The following is a 19788-nucleotide window of genomic DNA, read 5'->3' as shown; positions in this document are numbered from 1 at the left end:
ACCCCCTTAAAAATATTTAGCAAATGGATTTGGATAGGCTAGTTAACGAGTACCGACCTCCTTTAGCAGCCTCTCCCCCATCTCGCTCAATGAACTGGCTAACTTTTGGAGGTTTCCTGAATCTGGGTTCATTGACAGAATATTTATACTTTCCTGAAATTGGAGAAGGCCCAAAAAATTATGAGCTCCCAGATTCTTCTTCAAATACTCAGCTTCTTCCTGCCTGCGAATCTTGTTGCCAATGTATTTAATATGTTGAATGCCTAAATCGCTGGCCAATCCATGCACTGTTTTGGCAGTGTGGATACTGGTCCGTGACGGTTCGGTGACGATGAGCATCATATCTACGCCTTGAGCGGTGCCGCGGGTCAGGTGTTCAATACCTGCTCCCATATCTAAAACCACCACTTGATCCCTTCTCAGCAACAGGGACGCCACTAGGGCATGTAATACTGTGTTCTCACGACAATAACACGAGGAACCTCCCTGTTTCAGCGCCCCCATTTTAAGGAAGCGAATATTTCCTATGGGAATGGAAAACTCATCGATAATGTCATCTACTTCGGGGTTAAGGGTAAAAAAAGCTCCGTCGCCTGTTCTTTCTACAATTAGATCGCGCATATCAACGATAGGTTTTATGTGCTCAATTTGCTCATCGGGTAGTCCAAGCACCGTGCCCAGGCTTAGATCGGGATCGGCGTCAACCGCAATAACTTGATAGCCCCTCTGCTCAAAATACTTGATTAATCCTGCGGCAATGGTTGTTTTTCCTACCCCGCCCTTTCCGGATACGGCAATCTTCAACGGCGTCACCTTCTTTGTTGAGTTAGAAACGGTTCCGAGAATAGAGAATATCTCATTTATTAGTAACAATAATTATTTATAAGCCTAACATCCAGGAGAGTAGTTCAACATAAAAAGGTATTTTCCTGCTGGGTTTGTACAAAATTAATTTTTATTTTTAACTCCAGCGGTTATATACGGCCCGTCTATGGATTTGTACTAAGGGTGAATGGTAATTCAGTTACAAGCTCTCACATTAATCACACTATATGGAAACCGGAAAATTTAACTGGGCATAAAATTTGCTCACGATATCTTGACTAATGACGCGAGATTAGCTATAATTCAATATGCACGTTTCGGGGCGTGGCGCAGCTTGGTAGCGCACTTGGTTTGGGACCAAGGGGCCGGGGGTTCAAATCCCTCCGCCCCGACCAGGATAAGAAATATAATCATGGCCCGTTAGTCAAGTGGTTAAGACACCGGGCTTTCAATCCGGGATCAGGGGTTCGAATCCCCTACGGGTCACCACTTGCGGAGCTGTAGTGTAGCGGTCTAACATGTCGGCCTGTCACGCCGAAGATCGCGGGTTCGATTCCCGTCAGCTCCGCCACATGCCGACGTAGCTCAATTGGTAGAGCAGCTGACTTGTAATCAGCAGGTTGCGGGTTCGAGTCCCATCGTCGGCTCCATTTTTGGAGAGGTTCCCGAGTTGGCCAAAGGGGGCAGACTGTAAATCTGCTGGCACTGCCTTCACAGGTTCGAATCCTGTCCTCTCCACCATTTTCGTTGGGGCGTAGCCAAGCGGTAAGGCTGCGGACTTTGGATCCGCCATGCGTTGGTTCGAATCCAGCCGCCCCAGCCAGTTGAAAAAGTTCCCTTGAATTTTATCAAGGGAACTTTTTTTGTATCCCTTCCTTTTTGTTTCACAGTTTCGTTACTATCCTGATTTCCTTGTGAGCAGCTTCATGGAGCCGCCGGGTATTCAAAAAGGGAGCAGCCGGTATTCATGTGAATACTGCTGCTCCCTTCCTTCGTATAAAAAGACAAAAATAAAAAGCTCCAAAACAGAGCTTTTTTAAATGGTGCGGCAGAAGGGACTTGAACCCCCACCCTGCTAATCAGGACTAGAACCTGAATCTAGCGCGTCTGCCAATTCCGCCACTGCCGCATGTTCGTGACACGAGTATATTATAACAGCTTTGATGCTGCTCGTCAACACTATTTTTCGACCCAGCTGATGCGAACAACATCACCGCTGTTGATGGGGGTAACAAAGCTTGCCGGCTGGCCGTTTACCTCGAGCAATAGTTTTCGGCCATGGCCAGCTCTTGTATCAAAGTCAATAACTTTGAAGATGTCAGTCAGGATGGCTTGTTCTCCGTCGGCCACCGTTAATCGAACCGGTTGTTCGTTGACCTTAATCTCTACATAGTTAGCTGGCTCAACTGGTGGTTCATTTTTTTTTATGGCTGCTTGGTCAGGCAATATTTCTAATACGTCGCCCGGGGAAACCGGTGTTTCGTAGTTAAAGCATTCTTGACCGTTAATGATCACCCGGAGTGATTCGGCGGGATCATACCCTAATACCCTAATTACCCGGGCCACTGAGGTTAGGGCAGTGAATTCTACTTTGCAGCCGTCCCTCAAAGGAAGATGCAGACTATTGACGTAATGATTGTCCAGTTTAATCTGGGAAAGCATGGGGACTCTTTTGCTGTTGACGTAGATTTCTTTACCGATGAGGTCTTGCGGCAATACATCCATAATAGTCCCTTTGCCGGCGGCGCCGGTAGTGCCAGGGGTAAATGTGATGCGGTCCCCTTCGGTTATCTCCGTGGTAAGCTCCCCATCCTGATCGTTTACTCTGATCTGGCCGGTCTGTCCGGGTTGTCCCTTGACGAAAACTATTTCATTATTGACTTCCAGAGAAATGGCGGGACCCATGCGGCCTAAATACTGGCTGGGAGATATCCCTGCAGCCACTAAGGCATCCCCGACAGTGAGTTTGTTTGCCGCAAATAAGCGGACCGGTCTATGATTGACGGAAACGGTCATAATGTCCAGGGACCGGTGAAATAGGGCATCCGCTGCAATTGCCAGCGGGGTCACCCCTTGAGGAGATGCTAAAGCACCAGTTAGTTGTTTTATCGGTGCCGTGATGTCATCACCGATCACAGCCACCCTGTTTTCCGGCAGGTTTAATGCTTTGGCCAGTTCTTGCGGCAGGGTGGGTGTAAGGCTGCCGCCACCTACCAGCAGCACAGCCTGCGGGGGACGACCGTTGATTTCCAACACTTTATCGGCGATCTGTCGTACTAAGAAGGTTACGGTATCTTGAATGGCCGTTAATACTTGTACCCGGGCAACAGACTGCTGGTGCCTGGTAATGTCGTAAAAAGTAACGGTTTCATGGTGGCTGGACAACTGCCGTTTTACTTCTTCTCCCGTATGAAAGTCCAGCAGGAAGGCTTCGCACAGGGCCTCGGTGACTTGGTCGCCGGCCATGGGAATCATGCCGTAGCCCCGAATGGTGTTCTTGTCTACTACGGCGATGTCTGATGTGCCGGCGCCGATATCAATCATGGCGATGTTTAATTGTCTCATACTGTCAGGCACGGCCAGGTTGATAGCCGCAATTGGCTCCAAAGTAATATACTTCATTTCCAGCCCGGCTTTGTTGATGGCTGTATGCAGGGAATCTACCACCACCCTCGGCAAGAAAGTGGCAATGATCTCGACGGCGATTTTTTTGCCAATTTGGCCTAACAAGTTCTTGATGGCCACATCGTCCAGGTATTGGTGGAGCAAACTGAAACCTACACAATGATATTCGTTGCCCTGATCTGTACTTTTGATCTGCTGCTGGGCCTGTTTAACCGCTTCCAACTGCAGGGTCAGCAGTATTTCTTCTGTTACTTCCTGGGGAAAAGTGTAGGACAGTTCGGCTTTGCTGCAAGTGGATAAAAGGGAGCGACCTGCCGCTGCCACGGCCGCGCCGTGCAGTTTAGTGCCTAAGCGCGTTTCCAGGGCAGTTTTGATGTCGCTGATGGTCCTGGCCACCTTCGGGATGTCATGGATTTGGCCGCCGAGCATAGCTCTTTCAGGATGTTCCCTTACTTCGATATCAAGCACTTTAATGGTACCGTCATCTTCGGGTTGAGCCACCAGTCCTACCACCGTTTTCGTACCTATGTCCAAAGCAAAAACTTTGCCTTCCTCCAAAGAAACCTCCTCCCCCGACTTGTCCATCTAATCATATGTTCGACTGCCCGGCGAGAAAACCTTTCTTCCGTTGACATACTTTTCTATCCTTTGATAGAATTAGTACATATTGACATCAATGTGATTCTAGCAGGTGATCATGTGTTTTGGCAAGGATTTGCTTTAGGTAGTAGAGCTGCTTTGCCCATCGTCTTGGGGTATTTCCCTCTGGGACTGGCTTTTGGTGTTCTGGCAAGGGATGCAGGTTTGAATGTAGTTGAAGCTGTGGCTATGTCTTTTTTGGTTTTTGCAGGGGCAGGGCAGTACATTGCCATTAGTTTGTTTAAAGCCGGTGTGGACATGATTGCCATAATTGCCACTACATTCTTGGTTAATTTGCGCATGTTGCTGATGGGTATGGCATTGCAGCCTAAGTTAAAAGGTTGGTCAAAGCACAAGCTGGCCGTCATTGCCGCCGAAATCACGGATGAGACTTTCGTTATGGCCAGCAATCATTATGAAGAGCATGAGCCGTCCTGGCCTTTTCATTTAGGGCTGAATATGACGAGCCATTTTGCCTGGGTTTGCAGTTCCGGATTAGGGGCGGCCCTTGGCAATTTGATTCATGAACCATCCCGGTTCGGTCTCAATTTCGCCCTGCCCGCTATGTTTATTGCTTTGTTGGTCGGGCAGGTAAAAAACAAGATCGTCTTTATGGCAGCCTGTGGTGCGGGTCTCACTTCCTTGCTGGCCAAAATGCTGATTCCAGGTAATTGGCATGTCATGCTGGCCACCGTGGTCGGGGCAACTTTAGGGGTGGTGATTGATCAATGGAAGGGCAAGTCCTGCTCATGATTTTGGGTATGGCAATTGTTTCTTATCTTCCCAGAGCTTTACCTCTGCTGCTGTTCAGTAACATGGAGTTCCCTCCCTGGTTGGTGAAATGGTTGAGTTTTATCCCGGCGGCCGTTCTGGCGGCACTATTGACGCCGGACTTGTTTTTGCATGATGGAGAATTGCTGTTAACATACCGCAATCCTTACCTGCTGTCCGCCATACCTACCCTGCTGATTGCGGTGAAAACCAAGAGCATGATCTGGGCTCTGGTTGGCGGCATGGGGTGCTTTGCTCTGGTGCAACTATGGATATAAACAGAGGAGTGTCTCAGCGACACTCCTTCCTTTGTTTTTCTAGCGGCGCACCTGCCGGAAAGCATTTGCTGCTGCCTCGATGGTCCGATCGATGTCTTCATCGGAATGGGCTAAGGAGACAAAGGCTGCTTCAAATTGGGACGGGGCGAGGTAAATCCCCTGCTCCAGCATTGATTTAAAGAACTGGGCAAAGGCTTTGGTATCTGAAGTAGTAGCAGTGGTTAAATCAACGACCGGTTGATTGGTAAAGAAAGTGGTAAACATGGAACCGACCCGGTTGAAAGTGGTTGTTATGCCGGCGGCACGGGCGGCTTCTTTGAGGCCGTTTTCCAGCTGCTGTGATTTTCTCTCTAATTCTTCATAAACACCGGGTTCCTGCAGGATGCGCAATGTGGTTAATCCCGCCGTCATGGCTAGGGGATTGCCTGATAAAGTGCCTGCCTGATAAACGGGTCCTTGTGGAGCTACCATTTCCATGATTTCCCGTTTGCCCCCATAGGCGCCTACCGGCAATCCGCCGCCGATAATCTTCCCTAGGGTAGTCAAATCCGGTTCTACGTTGTAAAGGTTTTGCGCCCCGCCAAAAGCAACTCTAAAACCCGTCATTACCTCGTCAAAGATCAATAAAGCACCATATGCTCTGGTCAGCTGCCGCAGGCCTTGGAGGAACCCGGCCACAGGGGGAACGCATCCCATGTTGCCGGCAATGGGTTCCAGTATGACGGCGGCAATATTTTCTCCTTCTTGCCGGAAGATTTTTTCTAAAGTGTCCAGGTCATTATATGGAGCTACGATGGTGTTGGCACCGATACTGGCCGGAACGCCTGGACTCGTTGGCACACCAAGAGTTAGGGCGCCGGAACCGGCTTTGATGAGGAGGTGATCCGCATGACCATGATAACAACCTTCGAACTTGACGATCTTGTCTCTTTTGGTATAAGCGCGGGCCAGCCGTAGCGCGCTCATGGTGGCTTCCGTACCGGAATTGACCATGCGTACCATTTCCACAGATGGCAGGCTTTCCACCAGTAATTTGGCTAATTCGGTTTCAATTTCCGTGGGGGCGCCAAAGCTTGTCCCGATTTCCAGGCATTTGGTCAACGCCTCGACGACTTGGGGATGCCGGTGCCCCAGAATTAACGGTCCCCAAGAACCCACATAGTCGATGTAACAGTTGCCGTCAACGTCATAAATTCTGGAGCCTTCGCCTTTTGCAATAAAGGGAGGGTTTAGTCCCACGGATTTAAAAGCCCTTACCGGGCTGTTGACGCCACCGGGAATATACTGTTGTGCTTCTTGAAATAGGCTTAGGGATTTGACCAAGGTTGCCATGATCTTAACTCCTTTCCTCCAACCATTTGGCTGCCTCTAAAGCATGATAAGTAATGATGATGTCCGCCCCGGCCCGCTTCATACTCAATAGTATTTCCATGACAATGCGAGCTTCATCGATCCAGCCGTTTCGCGCCGCCGCCTTGACCATGGCGTATTCGCCGCTGACATTGTAGACCGCCAGGGGGACATTGAACTCTTGTCTTGCCCGCCGTACCACATCCAAATAAGAAAGGCCGGGTTTGACCATAATGATGTCAGCCCCTTCTTCAATGTCCAGGGCAATTTCTCGCATGGCTTCGTTGGTATTGGCCGGGTCCATTTGGTAAGTAGTCCGGTCACCGAATTTAGGTGCTGAATCTGCCGCATCCCGGAAAGGACCGTAGAAGGCGGATGCGTATTTGGCGGAGTAAGCCATGATAGGTATCTCGTGAAAACCGTTTTCATCCAAATTGCAGCGGATTGCGCCAACCCTGCCGTCCATCATGTCTGAAGGAGCGACGATATCGGCTCCGGCTTCCGCATGGGAAAGGGCAACATTGGCCAGCAGCTCCAAGGTCAGATCGTTGACCACGTATCCGTCTTTGATTAGGCCACAATGACCATGGCTGGAGTATTCACAGAGACACACGTCGGTGGCGACCAGAAGATCGGGAAAGTTCTTTTTCATAGCCCTGACGGCCCGCTGCACGATCCCCTCTTCATGATATGCTTCACTGCCAACTTCATCTTTATTAGCCGGAATACCGAAGAGCAGAATTGACTTGATTCCTTTTTCTACGACTAACTCTACTTCCCGCAACAGTTCATCTACCGACAACTGGTAAACACCGGGTAGAGACGGCACTTCATTCCTGACCTTTTTGCCGTCGATAACGAACATGGGATACATTAGATCTGATTTGGCCAGCTGGGTTTCTCTCACCATTTCTCTTAAAGCCGGAGATTTTCTAAGGCGACGCATGCGATGTACAGGAAATGCCATCTTTAGACCTCCTTACCTTAAAATTTGCGGACCTGGACGAAATCGGCCAGGCGAGTAAGAGTTTCTCGATGGTCAGGCGAAGGAATGTTTTTCAGTTCAGTCTTAGCCTTTTTGATATAGGCTTGCGCAATATTAAATGAGTATTCAATGGCACCGCATTCCTTGATGATGGCGATGGCCGTTTCAATATCACGGTTCGTTTTTTGTCGATTGGAAATAATGGCCGCCAGTTGCTCCGCATCCTTGGAATGTTTGAGGGCATAGATAGTGGGCAGCGTGATAATGCCCTGGCGCAGGTCACTGCCTACGGGCTTGCCCAACTCATCTTCATCGGCAACAATATCTAAAATATCATCGGTGATCTGAAATGCCATGCCTAAATAATGCCCATATTTGGTAAGGGAACGTTCCAATACAGGGTCAGCGTTGCTGGCTACTGCACCAAGCTGGCAGCTGGCGGAAATCAGCATCGCCGTTTTTCTCTTGATGCGATAAAAATAGTCTCGTAGGGACTGGTTCAGGTCAAAAGCGGTAACGATCTGTTGGATTTCTCCCAAGCACATTTCGACGCTTACATCAGCCAGGATTTTAGCGATACGGAAGTTCTTATACTGGGCGATCAACAAAAGAGACTTGGCAAAAAGGTAATCCCCGGTATGCAGCGATACCTTATCCCCCCATTGTGCCTTTACCGTGGGAATACCGCGACGGGTCAGAGAGTTATCAATAACATCATCGTGTACCAGAGACGCCATATGAATCAGTTCCAGGGCCACCGCTAAAGGTAATAAACGTTCCAGGCTTCCACCACAACACTTGCCTGCTAACAAAGCAAAAGCAGGTCTTAATCTTTTCCCACCTGCTTTAAAGAGATGCAAGGAAGCCTTTGTCAAAAGCGGTGATGAGGACTGGACGTATTCCGCGAGCCGGCTTTCTACAATTTTTAGATCAGATTTTATGCCATTGAGGAACTCAATGTCGAGCATGGTACCTCCGCTCCCATAATGCGTGTTTCAGTTCGTTTAGAGTCTATTCTGCCTCAACATCTTGAATCCTGCAATAGATTTGAAATAAAAAGCCCGCTTGTGCGGGCAATATGACAGTTATTTATTTGCTAAACCATTTAGAGAAGCTGTAGATGGTGGTTTCCCGGTTCAATTCGGCAATGGAGGTGGTCAAAGGCACATTTTTCGGGCAAACTTGCACGCAGTTTTGCGAATTGCCGCAATCAACGATGCCGCCTTTCCCCATAATGGCTTCTAACCGTTCGTGTTTGTCCATTTGACCCAGGGGATGCATGTTGAACAGCCGTACTTGACCGAAGGGGGCCGCGCCCATAAACTCTGATTTGCTGTTTACATTGGGGCAGGCCTCCATACAGCAGCCGCAGGTCATGCACCGGGATAATTGATAAGCGATTTTCCGCTGGTGTTCCGACTGGCGCGGTCCTCTCCCCAAGTCGAAGGAACCGTCAATATTGACCCAGGCTTTTACCTTTTTCAGGTGTTCGAACATGATTTGCCGGTCCACTTTAAGGTCTCGAATGACGGGAAACTTGGTCAAAGGCGCCAGGATAATCGGCTGCGGTAACTGGTCTATTAATGCTGAACAAGCTTGGCGGGGTTTGCCGTTAATCAACATGGTGCAGGCACCGCAAACCTCTTCTAAACAAGCGCAGTCCCATACCACCGGCGTTGTTTTTTGCCCGAAAGCATTGACCGGGTCTTTGCGCAGTTCCATTAGCACTGACACCACATTCATGTTTGGTTTATAAGGAATCTTAAACTCTTCCCAGCGAGGCGGCTCGTTGGGGCCGTCTTGTCGTTTGATTTTCAAATGAATATATTTGGACATTACTTTTCACCTCTGGCTACGTCGTACCGTCTTTTCACCGGCGTAATCAAAGACACATCTACATCGGAATAACTGAACTCCGGCCCGTCCGGTGTCCACCGGGCCCGGGTGGTTTTCAGCCATTCCTCGTCGTTCCGTTCCGGATATTCAGGTTTATAATGAGCTCCCCGGCTTTCATTTCGTTGCAAAGCTCCCAGCGCAATTACTCTGGCCAATTCCAGCATAGGCCATAATTGTTTAATAAACATGACCGTCTGGTTGGCCCACCGGCCGGTGTCGGATAACTTGATGCGCTTGTAACGATCCATGAGTTCTAAGATTTTCTCATCAGCTTTCATCAAATTATTGTTATATCGGATAACACCGACATTGGTCATCATGTTGTCGCCGAGTTCCTCATGGAGCTTGTAAGGATCCTCATATCCGTCCATCTTATAAACGGCTTCATCTAATTCAATTTGCCGCTGCTTTTCTTGTTCAAAAATGGACTGAGGCACATCGCCGGCACTGCGGTTCAGGTTCTTAACGTATTCAACTATTTTTGGCCCCACCACATATCCGCTGTAACTGGCGGAAAGCAATGAATTGGCTCCCAAACGATTGGCGCCGTGATACATGTAATCGCACTCACCGGCGGCAAACAAACCGGGTATGCCTGTCATGTGATTCCAATCTACATAGATGCCGCCCATAAAGTAATGGGGTGCCGGGAAAATCTTCATGGGTACCTTGCGGGGGTCTTCCCCTGTGAATTGTTCATAGATCTCCAGAATGCCGCCGAGGCGGTTTTCCAAGAATTCCGGGTCCAAATGGGTCAGGTCCAGGTAAACCTGGTTTTTCCCATCTATACCCAGTCCCATTTCCACGCACACTTTATAAATGGCCCGGGAAGCAATATCCCGCGGTACTAGATTGCCGTAAGCCGGATACCATTCTTCCAGGAAGTACCACGGTTTCCCGTCTTTATAAGTCCAAACCCGGCCACCCTCCCCGCGGGAGGCTTCTGACATGAGCCTGGTCTTGTCATCGCCCAACATGCCTGTAGGATGGAATTGGACGAACTCCCCGTTGGCAAATTCCACACCTTGGAGGTAAACCCTGCCCGCTGCGGCTCCGGTACAGATGACGGAATTGGTACTCCGTCCGTAAATCATACCCGCGCCGCCTGTGGCCAGCAGAACCGCGTCAGCGGCAAATGCCTGAATCTCCATGGTCGTCAAGTCTTGGGCGACAATGCCCCGGCAAATGCCCTGACTGTCGATGACGGCAGATAAGAATTCCCAGCCTTCATACTTGGTGACGAGGCCTTTGTCTTCGAACCGGCGTACTTGGGAATCCAAACCGTATAAGAGCTGTTGGCCGGTAGTTCCGCCGGCGAAAACAGTCCGCCTCTTTTTGACGCCGCCAAACAAGCGCAGGTCTAACAGACCTTCCGGAGTCCGGCTGAACACTACGCCCATACGGTCATACAGATGAATGATGCCGGGCGCGGCTTCGCACATGGCTTTGACCGGCGGCTGGTCGGCCAGGAAATCACCGCCGTAAATGGTATCGTAAAAATGTTCCCAGGTGGAGTCCCCTTCTCCTTTAGTATTCAGGGCCGCGTTGATGCCCCCTTGGGCACATAGGGAGTGAGAACGTTTCACGGGAACCAGGGAAAACAAATCCACATGATAACCTTTTTCGGCAATGCGCAGGGTAGCCATTAATCCGGCCAGTCCCCCGCCCACTACAATTACCTTTTGTGGTGCCATAACTTATTCCTCCTGTCTTTCTAGATAAAGGCAAACAGAGATTGGATACCCATTAACGAGAGAACGACAAACATGATGCCTGAGATAATCGTAGCGACCTTTTGGGAAAACGGGCCTACAGTGACACCCCAGGTAATGAGAAATGTTGCCAGCCCGTTGGCAAAATGGTAAACGGCAGCCACCAGGCCTATAATGTAAAATGCCAGCACCCAGGGATTGGATAAGACCGTGGTCATGGTGTTAAAGCTGATTTCCAGACCAAACAAGACCCTGCTGATGCTGAGGGTGTAAGTATGATAAAGGACGTAAATGAATGTGATGACGGCAGTCACTCTTTGTAGATAGAACAGCCAGTTACGGTAATATGTGTAAGTGAGTGCGTTATTTTTTGCCAGGTAAACGATCCACAAACCATACAGGGCATGGAAGGCAATGGGAACGGCGATCAACAGGATTTCCACTACCGGTAGAAACGGAATGCTGTGCAAGATAGCGATGGCTTTGTTGTAGGTGTCGGAACCCAACATGCTTAAGCTGTTAATGGTCAGGTGTTCCAGTAGGAAAATACCGACGGGTAGAATGCCGGACAAAGAATGCAGCTTACGGATAAAATAATGATGCTTCTCCAAATCCATGAATACAACTCCTTTCGCAAGTTTTTCAAATATGACAGAATATTATAACACTCATAAATATTCTCTAAACGGCTGGAAACTCCTCCTGTGGTGCAAGCTACTTTCCTTGACCTTTATGAACAAAAATGAAAGAAAAAACCCCTATGGGAAAATAGGGGTCAAGGACGCCAATTACTCAAGATGAAAGGTTTCTCCCGGCCGGAGGATGAGACAGCGGCTGTTGGTGGTTGCTTCTACCTGCTGTTTAAATAGTTCAGGATCTTGTTTGATAATGTCAAATGTGTTGTAGTGCATGGGAACGACTGTCTTGGGCCGGATCAGTTTAACGGCTCTCGCCGCATCTTCCGGGCCCATGACATAATTATCTCCAATGGGCAGCAAGGCTACATCAATGGGATATTTTTGGCCGATAAGCTCCATGTCGCCGAAAAGACCGGTATCACCTCCGTGATATATGTATTTACCCTCCAATTCTACGATGAAACCGCAGGGGCAGCCCAAGTAAATGTTGTCTCCCAGGATCGAAGATCCGTGCCAAGCGGGTGTCAACTGGAGGCGGCCAAAGGGAAACCGGTAGCTTCCGCCGATGTGCATCCCATGGGCCTTGGCTCCCTGGTTGGCGCAATAGGTGGCCAGTTCGGCGACACCGATGATGGTTGCTCCGGTTCTCTTGGCAATGGCGACGGCATCACCCAGATGATCAAAATGTCCATGGGTCACCAGCAAGTAATCACATTCCACTTCCTCCGGCTTTACATCGGTAAGTGGATTATCAGTAAACCACGGATCGATCACCAATTTGTGCCGGGATGTTTCCAAAGCAAAGCAGGAATGACCGAAAAAATGAACAGAAACCACTTCCTCCACCTCCTTTTCATAATCATAATATAGTTTACAATGAACTAGTCCAACCTGGCAACAATACCGGTTTTTCCTCGTTGATAATTCTGTTAGAATAAGACTGGTGATCAGGCAGAACAGGAGGTTTTATAAATCAATGTATATTCCGGCGGGAGCTATCAAAGATTTAGAACTCCAATTCGGAACCCCCAAAGAAATAACCATGGACCACTTCATTACATCTCCGGAAATGACCATGCTCAGAGCCAGTCAAAAACACGGGCGGGCTCATGACTTTACCTTTTTTATTATTGATCGTGACAACCGGGTAGCAGTGATCAGCAAACACAGCCATCCACCCGGATTTTACAGAGCTCCCAGCGGTGGTGTCAATCCAGGGGAAGATGTGCTGCAAGGCATGTATCGAGAAGCTTTTGAAGAAACAGGGATCAGAATTGATATCAAGCAATATATTTTGAGAATTAATGTGACATTTAAGTGCGACCGGATAGCCGTACCCTGGGTGAGTCACATTTTTACAGCCGCTCCCCTGACGACTCTGATGAAACCCATTGATACGAAGGAAATAAAAGAAGTGAAATGGGTTAGCTGGAAAGAATTGCAGGGTCCAATCAGAGACAACTTAAGCAAAAGCCCGGCGAAGTTGTTTCATTACCGGGTATTCCTAACGGATGCCGTGGCCCAATTACTCGGTGAACAGCCGGGCAGCTGCTTGTTTTAAATAGCTGCGAAATCCTTCCGCCACTTCTTCTCGGGTTAACGCTATTTCTACCGTGGCAATCAAAAAGCCCAATTTGTCGCCTACATCGTATCTTTTGCCTTGAAACTCATATCCGGTAATGGATTGGTGCTGGAGCAGTTCTTTCAAGGCATCGGTAAGCTGGATTTCTCCATTGCGACCCGGCGGAATTGCTGCCAGGATGTCAAATATCTCCGGCTGCAATATGTAGCGGCCCATGATGGCGAGATTAGAAGGAGCCTGATTAAGGGCCGGTTTTTCCACTAAGTCTGTTATTTGGTGCATGGACGGGGCAATGACCTTCGATGCTACTATCCCATAACTACTGACTTGTTCTTTGGGGACCGGCCTAATCCCTATGACATTTCCACCCACTTGCTGGTAAGTATGGATCAGCTGCTTTAAACATGGTTCGGGATTGACGACGATATCATCTCCCAGCAGGACGGCGAAAGGTTCATTGCCGATAAATTTCCTGCCGCAATAGATGGCGTGTCCCAGGCCCTTTGCTTCTTTCTGCCTGACATAATGAATGTCCGCCAGTGCCGAAATTCGACGGATCTCTTCTAAATGCTTAGTGTCGCCTTTTTGTTCCAAGATTAGCTCCAGTTCCACCGAGTGATCAAAATGGTCTTCGATGGCTCTTTTATTCCGGCCGGTAATGATCAAAATGTCTTCAATACCTGAAGCCACGGCTTCCTCAATAATGAATTGAATGGCGGGCTTGTCCACCACGGGCAGCATTTCCTTCGGTTGTGCCTTAGTAGCAGGTAAAAAACGCGTCCCTAAACCGGCCGCCGGGATGATTGCTTTCTTTATCTTCATCTAAACAGCCTCCAGCGCTATATTCCTCTTAAACTTACTGGGGTTTTGTGCCTACATGAACGGCCACGATGCCCCCTGTTAATTCATAATAGGCAGCGTCTTTCAACCCGATGTTGGTAAAGAGGTCCTTGATTTCCTTTTGATGAGGGAAAATCTTGACGGAATAAGGCAAATAACTATAGGGCCCGTCAACGCCAACCCTAAACCTGCCCAAGAGGGGCACGAATTTTTCAAAATAAAGCCAGAATAGCTGTTTAAATACGGGGGCTGACGGCTTGGCCAGTTCCAGGGAAATCACTTTCCCGCCCGGCTTTACTACCCGCATCATTTCTTGCAAAGTCTGAGTGATATCTGGCACATTCCTGAGGGCAAAACCGATGGTAGCGCAATCAAAGGTATTGTCGGGAAAAGGCAAATCCATTGCGTTTCCGTGTACCAGTTCGATTTGGGAACCCAGCGGGTGCTTGCTTAAGTTTTTGTCCGCCACCCGCAGCATATTTTCACAGAAATCCAATCCTATGACTTTACCTGTCTTCCCGACTTTTTTCGCCAGTTCTAAACACAGTTTACCCGTGCCGCAGCAAACATCGAGGGCCGTGCTGCCTTCGGAGAGGTTGGCTTGTTCTACGGTAAACCGTCGCCAGTACTTGTCCCGGTTGAATGTCATGACGGTGTTCATCCAGTCATATTTTGAAGCAATGGATGAAAAGATCTGGTGAACGTATTCTTCCTTGTTCTTGCTCTGATATACACCTGGTAATTTCATGCACAAACTCCTTTTCCTAACCCGCTAAACAAACCTGGTGTAATTCCTCTTGACAAGCGTCCAACAATCCCCATAAAATAGTTTTTTCAGTCTTGTCCGGCAGTTTGCTAAGTTCTTTTTCCGCATCGGACAAGAGCTGCCTGGCATGAGGCAGGTGTTGCTTTTGCTTGACCAGTTTTAGAGCTGCACCAAGATTAAGCCCAAAAGTTTTGAGCGGGGTTTCGTAGATAGTATTGCTTCCCGTCGCTTTAACACCAAAAGTACTGCATGTACCTAAGAGACTTGATTGTTTCTTGAGTAAACTAATATAGCTGTCCACATTTGATGATAGGGATTCTTGGTTTTCCGTTTCTCTTATCCCGGCATCGTGAACGTCGTTGATGACTTGAGCTAGCTCCGGCAGCCATTCCAGGGCCTCGACATTACAGAGGTAACTAAAAAACTTGGCATAAAAATAGTCACCAATTAAGACCGGTAATCCCGGTCGCTGGTCATATTCCCTGTAATGGATACCGGTGGCAATGTGAATAAACTGTACCACACAGGCCAGGTAAAGCATTTTCGGATGGGTATAGCCAAACATGCGACCGGACAGGATCAATACCGCCGGGTGCAGGTACCTGTCCCACCAGTGCAGCTGCAGGTTAATAAACTGGGAGATATGTCCCGCTTTAAGTTTCATTTCTTGGTGCATCCTTTGTTCCACTTGCTCTAAGTCCTTCTTTAAAGGTAACAGAATCTTAGGAAACACGGTTTCCAAGGATAGCGCTCCTTCCTGACTTTAACAAGCAGTATTTTGATCTATTCTCGACTCACTGTTAAATTCCTTCTGTTAAGCAGTGTGGGAATGCGAGAATAAATATAAGCCTTACAATACTCTCCCGTAGTACTGCAAGGCTTACGTTAAAGCTTGTTTTTTAAATTGAATAAAATAAATATCCCTCCTATTGATTTACCGCTTGCCGGTGAGGAGGTATGATGACACCGCGTTCTACTTCCCTTGCGTCAACATGTTGAGCTTTAAATTGTTCAGTGAGAAATCTGCAGGCATCCCACGGATTAACCCGTTCGCCGCAAGTAAACACATCAACAGCCGCGTAACCCAACTCAGGCCAAGTGTGGATGGCCAAATGGGATTCGGAAATCACAACTACGCCACTGACACCCTGCGGGCTGAACTTGTGGAAGACGAACTCACGTACCTCGGCACCGGCTTCCAAAGCGGCATTGACCATAATCTCTTCTACTTTCTTGATGTCGTTTAGAATACTGAAATCGCACCCGTAGATTTCAGCTAAGATGTGGCGGCCCAATGCGTTCAATTATCATTCCTCCTTTTTATATCAATCAAATTCAATTGTAATCACCTCGATAATGTTTGTCAACAAAATTCTACTTAGCTTATCTTTCTCCGCTGCCCGTCAATGTCACTTAAGGCTAGACTCAACAAAGGGTAAACGCAGAAAATCATGGCGGTCGCTGCGGCTACAATGCCTGAATCGTTCCATACCAAAGCGGTCATACTTCCTAATAGTATGGCGATGGAGGCTTCATAGATGGGTCGGCGTTTGTCAAATAATCGTTTCATGAAACCGGCCGGTTTGTACAACAAGATTCCCACAGCCAGTAAAGCTGCCAGGAAGACTTTCGTCCAAGGTGTATAGCGAATCAACTTTAAATTCATTTCCAGTTTTCGCAGCATGATGTACCAGAGCTCCTGAAGCCCTTCTTGCTGCACCAATTGTACCGTTCTCCCGATGTGAGAAGGCCGGTCATGCTGGAATCCCAAACCGACAGTGATGACGAAACCTAAGATGACCAGGCACAGAAGACATGAATAGCCGAAGTGTTGTTTTATATTGTCTTTTTGCCAGCGCCAAAACCAACAGCCGCAGGCCACCAGTAAAGTGATGGTACCTCCTAGGTTGGTGCCGAAATCTGCGGCGAACATAAGCCAGATTAGCAAGCTAAAATAGACTATGCTAAGGAGTATACTGATGGGTGCTTTCCGTTCATGGAAATATACACCAAATCCCATAAAAGAGGAACCTACTAACACTCCCATGTATTCATTGCCAATACCGTAATAACGTGCCCCGGCAATGGGATCGTAGCCCAATAAAGACTGTTTCATCAAGAACGAACCGGCAGCAAGATCGGCAATGATTAACCCTGCCGTGAGCATGCTTAACAGGACAAACGGGCGAATACTTCTATCGGGAAACAGGCCGTTGCACAATAAAGCCAGTAAGGCAGCCAATAATGCTAATATTATACTATATACAACAAGGTTTTCATGGGTGAACAGTTCTACCAGTAAAAGAGCCGCCGGGCCGGCTGCCATGAGAACCAGCAGGTACCGGTAATAAGGAATAGCTTTATGTGGCTTAAAGAACATGGGAATAGCACCAAAGATGGTTATGATCTGGAGACCTATATAAGGCTTAATGATGTTGGGACGATTTTGGTAAGTGAACAGCATTTCTTCGTGCATCTCCGCAAGATAACGCCAGGGGTTTCCCCGGTCAAAAGACACACCTGAGACTGGTTGGCCGGTTACCTGCGGCGTGGGCTCAATGCCCAAAAAGGCCAGAATACTGGCTGTTAAGTCTGTATTAGTGATCAAGCCGGGCCTGCGGGTGGTATTGCTGTATACGAGCCCAGGTGCTAACCGGCTGTTTGAGATGATTATTGGCACTAGAAAGTCCTTTTGCTGTAACTGGGCCGGGGATGGCGTGGTTGAAGCCAGGATCAAAAGGGTGTTCTCCGGATTCACCCTCTGGTATAGCTCATGGTAAAAGTCATTGATATCTTTGATAATAGTCTTCCGGTCTCGCAGCACCACGTCTTCAGAACCGTAATGCCGGGTGCTTTCAAGCCGGAACAGGTCTCCGGTGTCGATGACTACCAAGCTGGCGGTTTCCAAAGTCGCCAGTGTTTGCTCCAACAGCGCTTGGTAGTCGGTACGAAAAGGGAGAAAGCCCTTCGCAGGACGGGTAATGTCTCCGCCGACTTGACCGGATGGTATAATGCCCTCGAGATCGCTGGCAATCAGTCCTGCCGGGCGATGGACCGCAGCCGGAGTGTCAGAGTTGCCCAAAATCGCTACGGATAGACCGGCATCCTTCAGTTTCTCCCCCAATAAGCCGGGTAATGGTGCAGGCGGGCGCAGGTTTCCGTTGGCGCGCTGGATCTGGGGCCAATTGAGCACCAGCACATCAGTTTCTTTAGGTGTATTACCCGTATATCTGGTATAAAGGGATCCTGCTGTTTCTCCATCCATCCTTTCCCGGGCCGGGTAAGCCAGCACATAACCGGGTCCCCCCACCGCCGGCCTGCCGGCGCTGATCGTGGCATGGGTGTGGGGATGGGTGCGGGTACTATGGGCTGTATTGGTATTCATGAGGCCAACGGTACTCTTGAGAGCTGCTTCCTGCAGGAATACGGCCTCTTCTGACAACAAGTCATTTAAAGTTAAATAATCAGCCATCACAAAAATCACTTGTTTGTCTGGTTTGCCTTGGGCCGCCTCCGGGAAAGCATGCCAAACAAGACTGCAAGCAACCATAGCCAGGGCTAATGCTCTCTTAAGTTGTAGCCGCAAGGGAATCCGTCCTCCCCTTCTCCAAGTTTGCCAGTGCCTTTTGGTAAACAGCTTCCGTTTGCGCAATCATGTTTTGGACGGTAAAGTTTTGTTTGGCTCTCAAGTAGCCATTGAATCCTAAATATGCAGCATAGGCAGGCTCATCAAGCAAGCGTATCACTGCTTGTGACAAGCGATAAGTGTCGTATGGAGGAATCAGTATGCCTGTGTGACCGGGAATGATGAGTTCCGGCAGTGCCCCTACTCGGAAAGCCACCACCGGTTTTGCTCTGGCCATGGCTTCCAACGTGACTATAGAAAAACCTTCGGTACGGGAAGGGACCACTATCACATCCAGAGCATCAAGGAGTTGGACTGGACGCTCATGCATGCCGAAAAACTTCATGTTGGGCAGCAGACCTAGTTCCGCCGCTCTTTGCTCCAGCCTACCCCGCTCGGGTCCGTCCCCGGCCACCCAGAACTCGGCTTCCGGTTTACTTTCTTTGATGAAGCAAGCGCATTGAAGGAATAAATCAGCACCTTTTTCCTCTACCAGGCGGCCCATCATACCAATGACCTGTTTTCCGGTCGTAGACAGGGATCGATTTAAGAGTCTCTCATCCAGAAAGGCTTCTGTCTCCAATCCGTTGTATATTACTTCAATCTGATCCGGTGAGATGCGTTCCTGTTCGACTAACTGCCGTTTTAGGGCTTGGGAGACCGCGATGAATTGGTAGGTGTTGGAATTTAACAGGCGATTGCTCATGGCTATCAAGTGTTTTTGCCAGGCTGGGTAGGGACGGTCATAAATAAGATTGTGATAGGTGCAGATGACTACCGGCGTGCGAGACAACCTGGCCGCCAGCCGGCCCACCAGACTGGCCTGTACTCCATGGCAATGAAGGATTTGAATTTGATGTTCCTGCAGGTAGGAAACCAACCTGCCAATTTCTTGCGCCTTGCCCACGGGATGCAATCTCTCATTTATATCAAGATGCAAATGAGGTATGGCAAAGCCATGAACGGCTTGGGCCAACCCAGAGGGACCGATGCAATGGATGTCAAACCGGTCACGATCAAGATGCCGCAGTAATTGCAAGACATGTTTTTGCATACCGCCCTGCACGGGGCGGGTAAGGATCGCTACTTTGACAGGTGCCATATAGGTCTCTCCTTATTTTGCCAGCTAGTATATATCATCCCCTAAGAAACGAAAAAAACACGCCGATGTTTCATGTGGTCGCCCGGGGCGCAAATATAAACGAAACAAGCAAAAAGGCCGCTGCCCCCCAACGTTTAGGGGACAGCGACCTTCT

General features: G+C 48.7%; 18 protein-coding genes and 7 tRNA genes. 9 read left to right on the top strand and 16 right to left on the bottom strand.

Annotated features, from left to right (window positions below):
- Window positions 1-42: 42 nt before the first annotated feature.
- Window positions 43-804 (bottom strand): P-loop NTPase, encoded by a 762-nt coding sequence (locus GXX34_07680; GenBank protein HHW07389.1) that lies wholly within the window; start codon window positions 802-804, stop codon window positions 43-45.
- Window positions 805-1143: 339 nt separating this feature from the next.
- Here GXX34_07680 and GXX34_07675 point away from each other — a divergent pair.
- From GXX34_07675 to GXX34_07650, 6 genes are all read left to right on the top strand, one after another.
- Window positions 1144-1220 (top strand) — tRNA-Pro (locus GXX34_07675).
- Between the two features lie 19 nt (window positions 1221-1239).
- Window positions 1240-1314: transfer RNA gene (locus tag GXX34_07670), tRNA-Glu, on the top strand.
- A gap of 5 nt (window positions 1315-1319) precedes the next feature.
- A tRNA-Asp gene (locus GXX34_07665) sits at window positions 1320-1396 on the top strand.
- A gap of 3 nt (window positions 1397-1399) precedes the next feature.
- Window positions 1400-1475, top strand: a tRNA-Thr gene (locus GXX34_07660).
- Window positions 1476-1480: 5 nt separating this feature from the next.
- Window positions 1481-1566 (top strand) — tRNA-Tyr (locus GXX34_07655).
- Window positions 1567-1573: 7 nt separating this feature from the next.
- Window positions 1574-1648: transfer RNA gene (locus tag GXX34_07650), tRNA-Gln, on the top strand.
- Window positions 1649-1866: 218 nt separating this feature from the next.
- On the opposite strand, the gene GXX34_07645 is transcribed toward GXX34_07650, so the two are convergent.
- Window positions 1867-1954 (bottom strand) — tRNA-Leu (locus GXX34_07645).
- A gap of 50 nt (window positions 1955-2004) precedes the next feature.
- Window positions 2005-4035 (bottom strand): hypothetical protein, encoded by a 2031-nt coding sequence (locus GXX34_07640; GenBank protein ID HHW07388.1) that lies wholly within the window; start codon window positions 4033-4035, stop codon window positions 2005-2007.
- 63 nt (window positions 4036-4098) lie between these two features.
- On the opposite strand from GXX34_07640, the gene GXX34_07635 reads away from it, so the two are divergent.
- Both GXX34_07635 and GXX34_07630 read left to right on the top strand, forming a co-directional pair.
- Window positions 4099-4842 carry an AzlC family ABC transporter permease gene (locus GXX34_07635; protein ID HHW07387.1) on the top strand — a complete coding sequence of 248 codons (744 nt, stop codon included), beginning with the start codon at window positions 4099-4101 and terminating at the stop codon, window positions 4840-4842.
- On the top strand, window positions 4818-5138 hold the full coding sequence (locus tag GXX34_07630) for an AzlD domain-containing protein (protein ID HHW07386.1): 321 nt from the start codon (window positions 4818-4820) through the stop codon (window positions 5136-5138). Before GXX34_07635 ends, GXX34_07630 begins: the two co-directional genes overlap by 25 nt.
- A 39-nt stretch (window positions 5139-5177) precedes the next feature.
- Here the strand turns inward: GXX34_07630 and hemL are convergent, their stop codons facing one another.
- The 7 genes from hemL to GXX34_07595 form a co-directional block, all read right to left on the bottom strand.
- Window positions 5178-6470, bottom strand: a complete 1293-nt coding sequence (gene hemL, locus GXX34_07625; GenBank protein ID HHW07385.1) for a glutamate-1-semialdehyde 2,1-aminomutase — start codon at window positions 6468-6470, stop codon at window positions 5178-5180.
- Between the two features lie 4 nt (window positions 6471-6474).
- Window positions 6475-7455, bottom strand: a complete 981-nt coding sequence (gene hemB, locus GXX34_07620; protein HHW07384.1) for a porphobilinogen synthase — start codon at window positions 7453-7455, stop codon at window positions 6475-6477.
- A 17-nt stretch (window positions 7456-7472) separates the two neighbouring features.
- A complete protein-coding gene (locus tag GXX34_07615; GenBank protein HHW07383.1) occupies window positions 7473-8441 on the bottom strand; it encodes a heptaprenyl diphosphate synthase in 969 nt (322 codons plus the stop codon).
- 121 nt (window positions 8442-8562) lie between these two features.
- Window positions 8563-9309 carry a succinate dehydrogenase iron-sulfur subunit gene (sdhB, locus tag GXX34_07610; GenBank protein HHW07382.1) on the bottom strand — a complete coding sequence of 249 codons (747 nt, stop codon included), beginning with the start codon at window positions 9307-9309 and terminating at the stop codon, window positions 8563-8565.
- Window positions 9309-11063 carry a succinate dehydrogenase flavoprotein subunit gene (gene sdhA, locus GXX34_07605; protein ID HHW07381.1) on the bottom strand — a complete coding sequence of 585 codons (1755 nt, stop codon included), beginning with the start codon at window positions 11061-11063 and terminating at the stop codon, window positions 9309-9311. The genes sdhB and sdhA overlap by 1 nt, the downstream gene beginning before the upstream one ends.
- Before the next feature lie 20 nt (window positions 11064-11083).
- On the bottom strand, window positions 11084-11698 hold the full coding sequence (locus tag GXX34_07600) for a succinate dehydrogenase (protein HHW07380.1): 615 nt from the start codon (window positions 11696-11698) through the stop codon (window positions 11084-11086).
- Window positions 11699-11869: 171 nt separating this feature from the next.
- Complete coding sequence (locus tag GXX34_07595; GenBank protein ID HHW07379.1) at window positions 11870-12556, bottom strand: metal-dependent hydrolase; 687 nt, start codon at window positions 12554-12556, stop codon at window positions 11870-11872.
- 139 nt (window positions 12557-12695) lie between these two features.
- On the opposite strand from GXX34_07595, the gene GXX34_07590 reads away from it, so the two are divergent.
- Window positions 12696-13280 (top strand): NUDIX hydrolase, encoded by a 585-nt coding sequence (locus GXX34_07590; protein HHW07378.1) that lies wholly within the window; start codon window positions 12696-12698, stop codon window positions 13278-13280.
- Here the strand turns inward: GXX34_07590 and galU are convergent.
- The 6 genes from galU to GXX34_07560 all read right to left on the bottom strand — a co-directional run bounded on the left by galU (window position 13245) and on the right by GXX34_07560 (window position 19634).
- Window positions 13245-14123: a UTP--glucose-1-phosphate uridylyltransferase GalU gene (gene galU / locus GXX34_07585; protein HHW07377.1), complete on the bottom strand. Its 879-nt coding sequence runs from the start codon at window positions 14121-14123 to the stop codon at window positions 13245-13247. The two genes, GXX34_07590 and galU, sit on opposite strands and share 36 nt — an antisense overlap.
- A 34-nt stretch (window positions 14124-14157) precedes the next feature.
- The gene (locus GXX34_07580; GenBank protein ID HHW07376.1) at window positions 14158-14889 is read right to left on the bottom strand and encodes a demethylmenaquinone methyltransferase; all 732 of its coding nucleotides are present in this window, start codon (window positions 14887-14889) and stop codon (window positions 14158-14160) included.
- 16 nt (window positions 14890-14905) lie between these two features.
- A complete protein-coding gene (locus GXX34_07575) occupies window positions 14906-15649 on the bottom strand; it encodes a hypothetical protein (GenBank protein ID HHW07375.1) in 744 nt (247 codons plus the stop codon).
- 184 nt (window positions 15650-15833) lie between these two features.
- On the bottom strand, window positions 15834-16211 hold the full coding sequence (locus tag GXX34_07570) for an S-adenosylmethionine decarboxylase proenzyme (GenBank protein ID HHW07374.1): 378 nt from the start codon (window positions 16209-16211) through the stop codon (window positions 15834-15836).
- A gap of 74 nt (window positions 16212-16285) precedes the next feature.
- Entirely contained in the window at window positions 16286-18493 is a 2208-nt protein-coding gene (locus GXX34_07565; GenBank protein HHW07373.1) for a hypothetical protein, read from the bottom strand.
- Entirely contained in the window at window positions 18477-19634 is a 1158-nt protein-coding gene (locus GXX34_07560; GenBank protein ID HHW07372.1) for a glycosyltransferase family 4 protein, read from the bottom strand. The genes GXX34_07565 and GXX34_07560 overlap by 17 nt, the downstream gene beginning before the upstream one ends.
- Window positions 19635-19788: the final 154 nt, after the last annotated feature.

This window comes from Clostridia bacterium, assembly GCA_012840125.1.
GTDB lineage: Bacteria > Bacillota > DULZ01 > DULZ01 > DULZ01 > DULZ01.
The sequence above is the reverse complement of the archived record's forward strand: the minus strand, read 5'-3'. Positions and strand labels throughout refer to the sequence as shown.

Bases quoted from the DNA above. Each gene is read 5' to 3' on its own strand.
- GXX34_07615 (HHW07383.1), bottom strand. From the start codon at position 8,441: ATGCTCGACATTGAGTTCCTCAATGGCATAAAATCTGATCTAAAAATT.
- GXX34_07560 (HHW07372.1), bottom strand. From the start codon at position 19,634: ATGGCACCTGTCAAAGTAGCGATCCTTACCCGCCCCGTGCAGGGCGGT.
- GXX34_07630 (HHW07386.1), top strand. From the start codon at position 4,818: ATGGAAGGGCAAGTCCTGCTCATGATTTTGGGTATGGCAATTGTTTCT.
- GXX34_07580 (HHW07376.1), bottom strand. From the start codon at position 14,889: ATGAAATTACCAGGTGTATATCAGAGCAAGAACAAGGAAGAATACGTT.
- hemL (HHW07385.1), bottom strand. From the start codon at position 6,470: ATGGCAACCTTGGTCAAATCCCTAAGCCTATTTCAAGAAGCACAACAG.
- sdhA (HHW07381.1), bottom strand. From the start codon at position 11,063: ATGGCACCACAAAAGGTAATTGTAGTGGGCGGGGGACTGGCCGGATTA.
- GXX34_07600 (HHW07380.1), bottom strand. From the start codon at position 11,698: ATGGATTTGGAGAAGCATCATTATTTTATCCGTAAGCTGCATTCTTTG.
- hemB (HHW07384.1), bottom strand. From the start codon at position 7,455: ATGGCATTTCCTGTACATCGCATGCGTCGCCTTAGAAAATCTCCGGCT.
- sdhB (HHW07382.1), bottom strand. From the start codon at position 9,309: ATGTCCAAATATATTCATTTGAAAATCAAACGACAAGACGGCCCCAAC.
- GXX34_07590 (HHW07378.1), top strand. From the start codon at position 12,696: ATGTATATTCCGGCGGGAGCTATCAAAGATTTAGAACTCCAATTCGGA.
- galU (HHW07377.1), bottom strand. From the start codon at position 14,123: ATGAAGATAAAGAAAGCAATCATCCCGGCGGCCGGTTTAGGGACGCGT.
- GXX34_07640 (HHW07388.1), bottom strand. From the start codon at position 4,035: ATGGACAAGTCGGGGGAGGAGGTTTCTTTGGAGGAAGGCAAAGTTTTT.